Here is a 12,825-nt window from a genome sequence, read left to right on the forward strand (position 1 = left end):
GTCGAGGCCGAGTCGTGCCGCCACGCCCCCGACGCTTCCGTAGATCATGAGGGCGGCGGATCGGGCGGCTCCCCGAGTCGTCCGCCAACCTCATGATCGACAGCCCGGAGGGCCGACCCGAGCGGGATGTGGCCGAGCAACGGCAGTTGCGCAGCGCAGTTGAGCAGTGGCCTTCGGGCAACCCGGGTCGGACCGGGCCAGGGTCAGCGGGGGGCGGGGAGGGTGGTGGTCCAGAGCGAGTCGCCGGCGCGGTCCCGCAGATGCACGGTGAAGGCACCGGTCTCCCCGTCGATCTGGACCTCGCCGAAGTGCTGGAAGCCCTCCGCCGGGGAGGTGTTGGCGCGGGGCGGGGCGTTCACGAAGACCGCCTTCGGGCCGAACGTGCCGTCCAGAATGTTCGGGCCGAACCCGCCGGCGTGCGCGGGGCCGGAGACGAACTCCCAGAACGGCGTGAAGTCGCCGACCGCCGCCCGCGCCGGGTCGTAGTGGTGAGCCGCGGTGTAGTGCACGTCGGCGGTGAGGAACACGATCCCGGTCACCCCGGCACGGTGCGCCGCGGAGAGCACCTGCGCGAACTCCAGCTCCCGTCCCGCCGGCGCACCGGGATCGCCCTGCGCCACGCCCTCCAGGGCCGCCGAGCCGTCCGGCACGACCAGGCCGAGCGGCAGGTCGATGGCGATCACCTTCCAGGTCGCCCGCGAACGCGTCAACTCCCGGATCAGCCACTCCCGCTGCTCCCGGCCGAGCAGGCCGCGATCCGGGTCGGCATAGGTGTTGCCGCCGTTGGGGTCCTTCCACGTCCGCATGTCGAGGACGAAGACGTCCAGCAGCGGCCCGTACGGCAGCCGCCGGTAGAGCGGACCACGGACCGGGGTGGGCAACCACTCGTCGAAGGCCTGCCGCGCGCGGGCGGCGAGCACGTCGACGCGCCGCTCGGTGTACCGGGCGTCGGTCAACACCTCGCCCGGGTACCAGTTGTTGGTCACCTCGTGGTCGTCCCACTGGTTCACCTGAGGTACCTCGGCGACGAACGCGCGCAGGTGCTCGTCCAACAGGTTGTACGCGTACTGGCCACGGAACTCGACCAACGTCTCGGCGACCTTGCTCTTCTCCGACGTCACCAGGTTCCGCCAGACCCGCCCGTCCGGCAGCGTCACGGCCTCGGCCAGCGGACCGTCGGCGTACACGGTGTCACCGCTGCACAGGAAGAAGTCCGGCCGGGTCGCGCGCATCGCGGCGAAGATGGACATCCCGCCGAAGCCGGGGGCGATGCCCCAGCCCTGCCCGGCGATGTCACCAGTCCAGACGAACCGGACGTCACGTCGTTCCCGGACGGCGGGGGCGGTGCGCAGGGAACCGATGAGCGGCTCGCTGAACCGCCCCGGCCGGTCCAGGCTCTCCACCCGGACCCGGTAGTGGATTCGCTCGCCGCAGGGCAGCCCGCGCAGCCGCACCTTTCCGGTGAAGTCCCCGGTCGGATCCAGCACCGGTCCGCGCAGCCGCCGCGCCCCGCGCAGGTCCGGCCGGCGGCTGACCTCCACGAGCATCCGGCCCGGCCGGTCGGCGCGGGTCCACACCACCGCCGACTCGGCGGACACGTCGCCGCTCTGCACTCCGTGGGTCAACACGGGACGACCGGCCGGGCGCCACGCCGGAGCACCCGGTACGCCGGTTGCGGACGCGCCGGCACCGCTGAGGAGCGCACCGCCGGCGGCCCCCACGCCCGCCGCCAGGCCGGCTCGCAGCAGTGTACGTCGATCAAGTTCGGTCATCGTTCCTCCCGGATCAGGGACTGCCCCTGTTGATCTACCCGGCAAAGGTGACGCCGTCGACCTGTCCGGGTGGCCGGCACCGGAACACCAGCTGACCGAGCAACGTGAGCCAGCTCGTCCCTCGATGAGCCAGCTCGTCCCTCATCACGTCCCGCGGGTACCGGCCGTCGAGCCGATGACCGAGTCGGATGCAAGAGTTGCCGTGCAGCGGACGAACGTGGCCGAGGTGGCGCCGGATACATGCAGGGCGGCGCTGGGCTGGAGCGGTGGGTCCGGGCGAATGTCGAGGACGCCGCGCAGGCGTTCGCCGACGCGGTTACCAGGCCGGCCGGCCGATACGCGTCGGGCGCGCCGCCCGGCGCGTCCGGTCAGGCCAGCTCGGGGAACCAGAGCGCGATCTCACGCTTCACGCTGTCGACGGAGTCGGACGCGTGTACCAGGTTCTCCCGGTTCGACAGGGAAAGGTCGCCCCGAATCGTGCCGGCGGCGGCCTTGCGGCCGTCGGTGCTGCCGATCATGCCGCGGACGACCTCGATGGCCTGGTCACCCGAGAGGACCAGCGCGACCAGCGGACCACCGGTCATGAAGGCCTTCAGCGGCGGGTAGAACGGCTTGTCGACGTGCTCGGCGTAGTGTTGGTCGGCGAAGTCGCCGTCCATCGTCCGCCGCTCGATCGCGTCGATCCGCAGCCCCTTGCGCTCGAAACGGGAGATGATCTCGCCGGTCAGCCCGCGACGAACCGCATCGGGCTTGATCAGTACGAGCGTGCGCTCGTCCGGGCTGCTGCTGGACACGCTGGGTTCCTCCTGTGCACGCGAGGCGGTCGGGCTGGGTACGGTCAGGGTAGCGACCCGGTCCCGGCGCCGGTGCGGCGGCCGGTCTTTCCCACCGGCGGTCGATCCGGCCTAGCCTGGCCCTGACCCCCGGGAGGTCCACAGTGGCGAATGGCGGGAACCGACCCATCGCGCCGATCCGCAGGCTGGTCGGCTTGGTGTTGGGCATGGTGGCGACCTTCGTGATCCTGTTCGGTCTGGGCATGACCAGCTGGGCGATCGTGGCGCTCGGCGCCGCGCTGCTGGTGCTGGCGATCGCGCTGGCCACCGTACGGGGTGGCGGCCGCACCTGGGTCGTCGGCGAGGGACACGTGCACAGCGTTTCCGAGCCGCCCACCCAGTACGCGTTCGGCCGCTGCGAGCTGCAACTCGTCATCGACGCACCGGCCCTGCCACCGAGGTCAAAAAAGATCATCGAGCCGCGGGTGCCGGTCGCCAAGTGGCCGGCACCGGGCCAGACCTTGCCGATCCGGGTCGCCCTCGACGACCAGCGGCACGTCCGGGTCCTCTGGGACGACGTGCCGACGCACGCCGAGACCGCGGCGGCCGTGGCGGACCTGCCACCGGAGTACGCGGACCCGGCATCGTTGGAGGAGGTGCTGATCCGGCAGGAGGCGCCGCCGTGGGCCGGCCGCCCGGCCGAGGACGAACTCCGCGACCCGTACGGCGACCCACTCAGTAACCCGTACGGCGATCCACTCGGTGACCCGGTCGCGCCGCCGGCCGAGCGCGACCCGGTCGTCGTACGCCAGGTACCGGGCGGACCCAAGGTGGTGGAAGGGACACTCGTCAACCCGCCGGCTGCCGACCTGCCGCGCCGGGCCACCCCGACGCCGCGCTCCCCCGCCGACCCCTACGACCCGCCCCGCACGAACCGCGACCCCCACGACCCGCCGGAGCCACCGCCGGCCCGTGCGTTCCGGGTGCCGACCCCGGCCGACCCGCCGGACCCACTCGACCTGCCGCTCGACGACCCACCCCCGCACCGGGCCACCGACCGCACGGTGCCGCCGGAGAACCTCGACGAGGCGGCCTTCGGTGGGGTAGTCGGTGCTGATCCGCCGATCGCCGGGGTGGGACTCACCCTGCTGGTCACCGATCTGGCACGGTCCCGCGCCTTCTATCGCGACCTCGGCTTCGGCGAGATCGACCGGGGCTCCGGTAACGCGGTGCTCGCCTCCGGAGCGACCCGGCTGGTCCTGCGCGAGGTCACCGAGGCTGCCCCGGTCAGCCGTCGGCTGGTGCACGTCAACCTCGAGGTGGACGACATCGAAGCGGCGTACGCACGGCTACGCGACACCGGCGTCCGCTTCACCTACCCTCCCCGGGTGGTCAACCGGGCCAGCAAGCTGGAGGTCTGGGCCGCTGCCTTTCGCGACCCGGACGGCCACGGCATCGCCCTGACCCAGTGGCGGGAACGTGCCGACGCCTGAACGCGCCGCCACACCGGGTGGTTGACGGCTCGGCCGCCAACCGCTGTCAGCCGAGGATCACCCGCCGCACGTGCAGGGCGTACGCCCAGACCAGCGCGAAGGTGACACCGAGTGCCAGGAGCGACCAGTGCAGCAGCCCGGCGAGCATGAGCAGCCCTTGGAGCACGGTGCCGGCGGGCCACACCCACGACCGACGCATCAGTCCAGCCAGCAGCACCGCCGCCGCGGCCAGGCCCACCACGACGGTGATCGCCGCGCCACTCAGGCCACCACCGACCACCCGGATCGGCTGGATGGCCAGCACCAGCACCAGCGCCTCCAGGCTCAGGATGCCCGCGCCCAGTCCGCGTACCGCCCGTTCCGGGTCGCGCAGACCGGACCCCCGTACCGGCGGCCCACCCGGCCGGCTCACCGCTTGAGCAGCCGTCGGGCGTCGGCCACGGTCACCACCGACCCGGTGATCAGCACTCCGACACCCGCCAGCTCACCCGGCACGTCCTCCTCGGCCAACGCCACCGCCGTCTCGATGGCGTCCGGTATCCCCGCGGCCACCTCGACCCGGTCCGGGCCGAACACCTCGGCGGCCAGCGCCGCGAGGTCCTGCGCTGGCATCGCCCGCGGTGAACTGTTACGGGTGACCACCACCTGGTCGACAACCGGCTCCAGCAACTCCAGCAGACTGGCCGCGTCCTTGTCGGCGAGGACGCCGAGCACGGCCACCAGCTTGCTGAACGCGAACTCCTCCTGGAGCGCGGTGACCGTGGCGGCCATACCCTGCGGGTTGTGCGCGCCGTCGAGCAGGATGGTCGGCGCCGTACGGACCCGCTCCAGCCGGCCCGGCGAGCTGATTACGGCGAAGCCCTCCCGAACCGTCTCGACGTCCAGCTGACGCCGGGCGCCCGCGCCGAGGAACGCCTCCACCGCCGCGAGCGCCACCGCCGCGTTCTGCGCCTGGTGGGCGCCGTGCAGGGGTACGAAGACCTCGTCGTAGACCCCGCCCAGCCCCTGCAGGCTCAGCACCTGCCCGCCGACGGCGACCGCCCGGCGCAGCACGCCGAACTCCGCGCCCTCCCGAGCGATCGTCGCGCCGACCTCGGCGCAGCGCTCGAGGATCGGCCTGGCCGCCTCCTCCTCCTGCGCGGCCGAGATCACTGTCGCCCCGTTGTGGATGATGCCCGCCTTGTGCAGCGCGATGTCCTCGATCGAGTCGCCGAGCCACTCGGTGTGGTCGAGCCCGATCGGGGTCAACACCGCCACCCCGGCCTGGAGCACGTTGGTGGAGTCTTCGGCGCCGCCGAGCCCCACCTCGACCACCGCGACGTCGACCGGAGCGTCGGCGAACGTGGCGAACGCCAGCGCCGTGGTCAGGTCGAAATACGTCAGCGGCTCCGCCGACCGCTCGTCGACGAGCTGGGCCAGCGGCGCCACCTCGTCGTACGTGGCGACGAACCGCTCCTCGCTCACCGGCTCGCCGTCCAGGCCGATCCGTTCCCGGACGGTCTCCAGGTGCGGGCTGGTGTATCGGCCGGTGTGCAGCCCGAAGGCGCGCAGCAAGGAATCGATCATGCGGGCCGTCGACGTCTTGCCGTTTGTTCCGGTCAGGTGGATCGACGGATACGCGCGTTGCGGGCTGCCGAGCAGGTCGAGCAGGGACTCGATCCGGTCCAGCTCGAACACCATCCGGCTATACCCGCGGCCAGCGAGCTCGGCCTCGACGGTGGCGAAATCGGTGCGGTCGGTCACGAGGGCAACACCTTCAGAGCGGCGTCGATCCGCGCCAGGTCGGCCTCGGCCGTAGCCAGCCGGTCCCGGATCTTCTGGACCACCGGCTCCGGTGCCTTGCCGACGAACGACGGGTTGTCGAGCTTCGCGCGGGCCTGCGCGGTCTCCCGCTCGGCCGCGGCGCGGTCCTTGGTCAGCCGGGCCCGCTCGGCGGCCACGTCGATCGACCCGCGGGTGTCCAGGGCGACGCTCACCTCGCCGGGCATGGCGAGGGTGGCGCTGGCGTGGAAGTCGCCGCCGGCCTCGTCGAGGCGGACCAGTGACCGGATCAGCGGCTCGTGCCCGGCGATGCCGGCGCCGGCCAGCCCGGCGAGTCGGGCGACGACCCGCTGCGTCGGACGTAGCCCCTGGTCGGAGCGGAACCGGCGGATCTCGGTGACCACTCGCTGGACAGTGGCGATCTCCGTCTCGGCAGCGTCGTCCACCAGCATCCGGTCGCCCACCGGCCAGGCGGCGGTCATGACCGTCTCGCCGCCGGTCAACGCGGTCCACAACTCCTCGGTGACGAATGGGATCACCGGGTGCAGCAGCCGCAGCAGCTGGTCGAGGACATGCCCGAGGACACGTCGGGTGGCGTCGGCGGCGGGGCCGCCGGCCGCCAGCACCGGCTTGCTGAGTTCCACATACCAGTCACAGACATCGTCCCACGCGAAGTGGTAGAGCAGGTCGCAGACCTTCGCGAACTCGTACGCCTCGAACTGCTCGTCCACCTCGGCGGTGACGTGCGCGAGGCGGGACAGAATCCAGCGGTCGACGGTCGACAGCTCACCGGTGGCCGGCAGCGGGCCCCCGGTATGGGCGCCGTTCATCAGCGCGAACCGGGTGGCGTTCCACAGCTTGTTACAAAAGTTGCGGGAGCCCTGGCACCACTCCTCGCTGACCGGCACGTCACCGCCGGGATTCGCGCCCCGCGCCAGGGTGAAGCGGGTGGCGTCGGCGCCGAAACGATCGATCCAATCCAGCGGGTCGACAACGTTGCCGAACGACTTCGACATCTTCTTGCCGTGCTCGTCACGCACCATGCCGTGCAGGGCCACCACGTCGAACGGCGGCCGGCCGGCCATCGCGTACACGCCGAACATCATCATCCGGGCGACCCAGAAGAAGAGGATGTCGTACCCGGTGACGAGCACACTGGTCGGATAGAACTTCGCGAGGTCCGGCGTGCGCTCCGGCCAACCGAGGGTGGAGAACGGCCACAAACCGCTGGAGAACCAGGTGTCCAAGACGTCCTCGTCCTGGCGCCAGCCCTCGCCGGTCGGCGGCGTCTCGTCCGGGCCAACGCACACGACTTCGCCGTCCGGCCCGTACCAGACCGGAATGCGGTGCCCCCACCACAGCTGACGGGAGATGCACCAGTCGTGCATGTTGTCGACCCAGGCGAAGTACCGCTTGGCCAGCTCCGCCGGCTCGATCTTCACCCGCCCGTCGCGGACCGCGTCGCCGGCGGCCTTCGCCAGCGGCGAGGTGTTGACGAACCACTGCAACGACAGCCGAGGCTCCACCGTCGTACGGCAACGCGAGCAGTGCCCCACCGCATGCACGTACGGCCGCTTCTCGGCCACGACCCGGCCCTGCTCGCGCAGTGCGGCGACGATGGCCGGGCGCGCCTCGAACCGGTCCAGCCCCTGGAACGGACCGTGCGCGGTGATGACACCCCGCTCATCCATGACGGTGAGCGAAGGCAAGTGGTGCCGCTGGCCGATCTCGAAGTCGTTGGGGTCGTGCGCCGGCGTCACCTTCACCATTCCGGTACCGAATGCCGGGTCGACGTGCTCGTCCCCCACGATCGGTATCCGCCGCCCGGTCAGCGGCAGCTCGACCTCGGTGCCGATGAGGTGCCGATACCGCTCGTCGTCGGGGTGCACCGCCACCGCGGTGTCGCCGAGCATCGTCTCCGCCCGGGTGGTGGCCACCACCACCTCGTCGGTGTACCGGATCGAGATCAGTTCACCGTCGTCGTCGGTGTGCTCCACCTCGATGTCGGAGAGCGCGGTCAGGCACCGTGGGCACCAGTTGATGATCCGCTCGGCCCGGTAGATCAGGCCGTCGTCGTACAGCTTCTTGAACATGGTCTGCACGGCGCGGGACAGACCCTCGTCCATGGTGAAGCGCTCGCGGTCCCAGTCCACCGAGTCACCGAGTCGGCGCATCTGGCCGAGAATCGCACCGCCGGACTCGGACTTCCACCGCCACACCCGCTCGACGAACGCCTCCCGACCCAGATCGTGCCGGGAGAGTTCCTGTGCGGCCAGTTGCCGCTCCACCACGTTCTGGGTGGCGATGCCGGCGTGGTCCATGCCGGGTAACCACAGCGCCTCATAGCCCTGCATGCGCTTACGTCGGACGAGGGCATCCTGCACCGTGTGATCCAGGGCATGCCCCATGTGCAGGGAGCCGGTCACGTTCGGCGGCGGGATGACGATGGTGAACGGCGGCTTGTCGCTGTCCGCCGAGGCGCGGAAGTGACCGCCGGCTACCCACTGCTCATACCGTCGCTGCTCTACCTCGCCGGGCTGGTACTGGCCGGCAAGCGTCGGGGCGTCGGGGCGTCGGGCATCCAGTCTCTCGGTCACCCTGAGAGTCTACGGAGGGCTTCCGTGGTCCCGACGTGCGCCACCGGCGCTTCGCGTACGGTGTCGTTTATGTCCGACGCACATCTCACCGAGCATCCGGTCGACGGCGCACCCGAGCCGGTCGATTTGGTCGACGAGCCGATCTCGCTCGGCACCGGTGATCAGGAGGCGACCCCCGAGCGGCGCGCGTCGCGGGCCCGTCGGCGGCGGGTGGCCTGGCTGCTCGCCGCCGCCGTGGGGCTCGCCGGTATCGGTGCGCTCGGCAGCACGGGCTGGCGGATCGTTCAGCAGAAGGACGCTGAGATCGCCACCCCGTATCGGGTGGCCGGGCTCACCCGCGACGACAGCGAGGGAGCCCGCAGCACCTCGGACTACCTGCGCAGCGGGCTCGCTGCCAACGTCGAGCTGGAACGTAGCTTCGGCACCGTCTACCGGGACCCCGCGAATGAGCACCGGTCGGTGCTCGTCTTCGGCGGCACAACCCTGCTCTGGCAGCCCGAGCGCGACCTGGACAGCCTCTTCGAGCTGATGAACGACGAGACCGGTGCCGTCACCGGCCTGCGTGACCTTCCTCCCGGCCGGCTCGGCGGAGTGCTGAAGTGCGGGACCACCGACGGCGAGGGCGGAGACTTCGCCGTCTGCGGCTGGGCCGACCACGGCAGCGTCGTCATGGCGATGTTCCCCGACCGCTCTGTCGACGATGCGGGCAGCCTCCTGCGCGACCTGCGCGGGGAGATGCAGAGCCGCATCTAGGGCGCTCGCCGAGGCGGGCCGGCCGGGTCCGCGCCCAGCCGATCCGAACCAAGACCAACCCACGCAGCGCGGGCCAAGCCGGTCTACTCTCGTTGTCCGCACGATGCCAACGGTGCGTCGTCGGGGACCGACTCCGCTGGCGGGTAGTCAAGGAGTCGATATTCTGGTCCCGTTGCGGGCGGCGCGTACGAATAGCCCGACAACCCAGCCTGCGGACGCGATCCAGTATGGGCCCGGAAACGCGTTCAGGGCCACCCATACGGGTGGCCCTGAACGGAAAGATTGTCCGGCGGTGTCCTACTCTCCCACACCCTCCCAGGTGCAGTACCATCGGCGCTGGAGGGCTTAGCTTCCGGGTTCGGAATGTAACCGGGCGTTTCCCCTCCGCCATGACCGCCGTAACTCTATCGACATATCAAACAACACGAACCAGCCAGTTCCCACCAGCGGGCGTTGTTCGTTTGTCCAGAGTTGCACAGTGGACGCGTAGCAGCTTTGTAGGTCAAGTCCTCGGCCTATTAGTACCGGTCAACTGAACCCGTTACCGGGCTTACATTTCCGGCCTATCAACCCAGTCGTCTAGCTGGGGGCCTTACCCACCCCGAAGAGTGGGCGGGATACCTCATCTTGAAGCGAGCTTCCCGCTTAGATGCTTTCAGCGGTTATCCCTTCCGAACGTAGCTAACCAGCCGTGCCCCTGGCGGGACAACTGGCACACCAGAGGTTCGTCCGTCCCGGTCCTCTCGTACTAGGGACAGCCCTTCTCAAGTATCCTACGCGCACGGCGGATAGGGACCGAACTGTCTCACGACGTTCTAAACCCAGCTCGCGTACCGCTTTAATGGGCGAACAGCCCAACCCTTGGGACCTGCTACAGCCCCAGGATGCGACGAGCCGACATCGAGGTGCCAAACCATCCCGTCGATATGGACTCTTGGGGAAGATCAGCCTGTTATCCCCGGGGTACCTTTTATCCGTTGAGCGACACCGCTTCCACATGCCAGTGCCGGATCACTAGTCCCGACTTTCGTCCCTGCTCGACCCGTCAGTCTCACAGTCAAGCTCCCTTGTGCACTTGCACTCAACACCTGATTGCCAACCAGGCTGAGGGAACCTTTGGGCGCCTCCGTTACCCTTTAGGAGGCAACCGCCCCAGTTAAACTACCCACCAGACACTGTCCCTGAACCGGATAACGGTCCGAAGTTAGATACCCAAACCAACCAGAGTGGTATTTCAAGATTGCCTCCACCCATACTGGCGTATGAGCTTCACCGGCTCCCACCTATCCTACACAAGCTAATTCGGATACCAATGTCAAGCTATAGTAAAGGTCCCGGGGTCTTTCCGTCCTGCCGCGCGTAACGAGCATCTTTACTCGTAATGCAATTTCGCCGGGCCTGTGGTTGAGACAGTGGGGAAGTCGTTACGCCATTCGTGCAGGTCGGAACTTACCCGACAAGGAATTTCGCTACCTTAGGATGGTTATAGTTACCACCGCCGTTTACTGGCGCTTAAGTTCTCCGCTTCGCCCCGAAGAGCTAACAGGTCCCCTTAACGTTCCAGCACCGGGCAGGCGTCAGTCCATATACATCGAATTACTTCTTCGCATGGACCTGTGTTTTTAGTAAACAGTCGCTTCCCCCTGCTCTCTGCGGCCATACAACGCTCCACCCGCGCGGGGCTTCACGTCTCCGGCCCCCCTTCTCCCTAAGTTACGGGGGCAATTTGCCGAGTTCCTTAACCACAGTTCGCCCGATCGCCTCGGTATTCTCTACCTGACCACCTGTGTCGGTTTGGGGTACGGGCCGCTCGGAACTCGCTAGAGGCTTTTCTCGACAGCATAGGATCACTGACTTCACCTGAATCGGCTCGGCATCACGTCTCAGCCTTCACGCGCCGCGGATTTACCTACGACACAGCCTACACGCTTACCCCGGCACAACCACCGGCCGGGCTCAGCTACCTTCCTGCGTCACCCCATCGCTTGACTACTACCCGCCAGGTTCCCACGCTCCCCACGATCAGTCCGAAGACCTCACACAGCTCGGGTGGTTAGCACAACGAGGTTCATCAGGGTCGCTCCTTCGCGGGTACGGGAATATCAACCCGTTGTCCATCGACTACGCCTCTCGGCCTCGCCTTAGGTCCCGACTCACCCAGGGCGGATTAACCTGGCCCTGGAACCCTTGGTCATCCGGCGGAAGGGTTTCTCACCCTTCTTTCGCTACTCATGCCTGCATTCTCACTCGTGCCGCGTCCACAACTCGATCACTCGGCTGCTTCACCCCCGACACGACGCTCCCCTACCCACCCACACACCTGCACACCACCCACAAAGGGACAATGCGAAGTACACGTGTGAATGCCACAGCTTCGGCGGTGTGCTTGAGCCCCGCTACATTGTCGGCGCGGAACCACTTGACCAGTGAGCTATTACGCACTCTTTAAAGGGTGGCTGCTTCTAAGCCAACCTCCTGGTTGTCTATGCGACCCCACATCCTTTTCCACTTAGCACACGCTTAGGGGCCTTAGCTGGTGATCTGGGCTGTTTCCCTCTCGACTACGAAGCTTATCCCCCGCAGTCTCACTGCCGCGCTCTCACTTACCGGCATTCGGAGTTTGGCTGATTTCGGTAAGCTTGTGGGCCCCCTAGACCATCCAGTGCTCTACCTCCGGCAAGAAACACACGACGCTGCACCTAAATGCATTTCGGGGAGAACCAGCTATCACGGAGTTTGATTGGCCTTTCACCCCTAACCACAGGTCATCCCCCAACTTTTCAACGTTGGTGGGTTCGGCCCTCCACGCGGTCTTACCCGCGCTTCAGCCTGCCCATGGCTAGATCACTCCGCTTCGGGTCTAGGACACGCGACTCAAACGCCCTATTCAGACTCGCTTTCGCTACGGCTCCCCCACACGGGTTAACCTCGCCACATGCCACTAACTCGCAGGCTCATTCTTCAAAAGGCACGCCGTCACCCCGCAAGGCTCCGACGGATTGTAGGCGAACGGTTTCAGGTACTATTTCACTCCCCTCCCGGGGTACTTTTCACCATTCCCTCACGGTACTCGTCCGCTATCGGTCACCAGGAAGTATTCAGGCTTACCAGGTGGTCCTGGCAGATTCACGGCAGATTTCAGGAGTCCGCCGCTACTCGGGAACACCCACAGAAGACCAGCCACTTTCACCTACCGGACTATCACCGCCTACGGTCAGCCTTCCCAGACTGTTCGGCTAGCAACTGGCTTTGTAACTCCTCGAACACGTGTCAGCATGTCCAGCAGGGTCCCACAACCCCGACCACGCAACCCCTGACAGGTATCACACGCAGCCGGTTTAGCCTCAATCCGCTTTCGCTCGCCACTACTCACGGAATCACTATTGTTTTCTCTTCCTACGGGTACTGAGATGTTTCACTTCCCCGCGTTCCCTCCACACACCCTATGAGTTCAGGTGCAGGTGACACCACATGACTGGTGCCGGGTTCCCCCATTCGGACACCCTGGGATCACAGCTCGGTTGACAGCTCCCCCAGGCCTATCGCGGCCTCCCACGTCCTTCATCGGCTCCTGGTGCCAAGGCATCCACCGTCCGCCCTTGACAACTTGACCACAAAGATGCTCGCGTCCACTGTGCAATTCTCAACAAACGACCAACCCACAACCCACAGCCCC

General features: G+C 67.6%; 7 protein-coding genes and 2 rRNA genes. 2 read left to right on the top strand and 7 right to left on the bottom strand.

From position 1 onward, the window contains the following. Positions 1 to 203: 203 nt before the first annotated feature. A complete protein-coding gene (locus tag QTQ03_RS12335; protein ID WP_289278134.1) occupies positions 204 to 1,772 on the bottom strand; it encodes an alkaline phosphatase D family protein in 1,569 nt (522 codons plus the stop codon). A gap of 368 nt (positions 1,773 to 2,140) precedes the next feature. Then, on the bottom strand, positions 2,141 to 2,566 hold the full coding sequence (ndk, locus tag QTQ03_RS12340; RefSeq protein WP_289278135.1) for a nucleoside-diphosphate kinase: 426 nt from the start codon (positions 2,564 to 2,566) through the stop codon (positions 2,141 to 2,143). Positions 2,567 to 2,709: 143 nt separating this feature from the next. On the opposite strand from ndk, the gene QTQ03_RS12345 reads away from it, so the two are divergent. Beyond that, positions 2,710 to 4,038, top strand: coding sequence for a VOC family protein (locus QTQ03_RS12345; protein ID WP_289278136.1), 1,329 nt, complete (start codon positions 2,710 to 2,712; stop codon positions 4,036 to 4,038). Between the two features lie 46 nt (positions 4,039 to 4,084). Here QTQ03_RS12345 and QTQ03_RS12350 read toward each other — a convergent pair whose 3' ends face one another. Genes QTQ03_RS12350 through QTQ03_RS12360 form a run of 3 tightly spaced genes read right to left on the bottom strand, consistent with a single transcriptional unit; the run spans position 4,085 to position 8,396 of the window. Then, positions 4,085 to 4,450, bottom strand: a complete 366-nt coding sequence (locus QTQ03_RS12350) for a DUF4233 domain-containing protein (protein ID WP_289278137.1) — start codon at positions 4,448 to 4,450, stop codon at positions 4,085 to 4,087. Continuing rightward, positions 4,447 to 5,781 carry a bifunctional folylpolyglutamate synthase/dihydrofolate synthase gene (locus tag QTQ03_RS12355; protein ID WP_289278138.1) on the bottom strand — a complete coding sequence of 445 codons (1,335 nt, stop codon included), beginning with the start codon at positions 5,779 to 5,781 and terminating at the stop codon, positions 4,447 to 4,449. The genes QTQ03_RS12350 and QTQ03_RS12355 overlap by 4 nt, the downstream gene beginning before the upstream one ends. Next, complete coding sequence (locus QTQ03_RS12360) at positions 5,778 to 8,396, bottom strand: valine--tRNA ligase (protein WP_289278139.1); 2,619 nt, start codon at positions 8,394 to 8,396, stop codon at positions 5,778 to 5,780. The genes QTQ03_RS12355 and QTQ03_RS12360 overlap by 4 nt, the downstream gene beginning before the upstream one ends. A 69-nt stretch (positions 8,397 to 8,465) precedes the next feature. On the opposite strand from QTQ03_RS12360, the gene QTQ03_RS12365 reads away from it, so the two are divergent. Then, entirely contained in the window at positions 8,466 to 9,149 is a 684-nt protein-coding gene (locus tag QTQ03_RS12365; RefSeq protein ID WP_289278140.1) for a hypothetical protein, read from the top strand. Positions 9,150 to 9,433: 284 nt separating this feature from the next. Here the strand turns inward: QTQ03_RS12365 and rrf are convergent. Together rrf and QTQ03_RS12375 are read right to left on the bottom strand one after the other, a co-directional pair. Then, positions 9,434 to 9,550: ribosomal RNA gene (rrf, locus tag QTQ03_RS12370) — 5S ribosomal RNA — on the bottom strand. A gap of 97 nt (positions 9,551 to 9,647) precedes the next feature. Then, a 23S ribosomal RNA gene (locus tag QTQ03_RS12375) occupies positions 9,648 to 12,762 on the bottom strand. Between the last annotated feature and the right edge of the window lie 63 nt (positions 12,763 to 12,825).

This window comes from Micromonospora sp. WMMA1363 (genome assembly GCF_030345795.1).
Taxonomy (GTDB): Bacteria; Actinomycetota; Actinomycetes; order Mycobacteriales; family Micromonosporaceae; genus Micromonospora.

Coding starts and splice junctions, on each gene's coding strand:
- QTQ03_RS12335 (WP_289278134.1), bottom strand. CDS start 1,772: ATGACCGAACTTGATCGACGTACACTGCTGCGAGCCGGCCTGGCGGCG.
- QTQ03_RS12365 (WP_289278140.1), top strand. CDS start 8,466: ATGTCCGACGCACATCTCACCGAGCATCCGGTCGACGGCGCACCCGAG.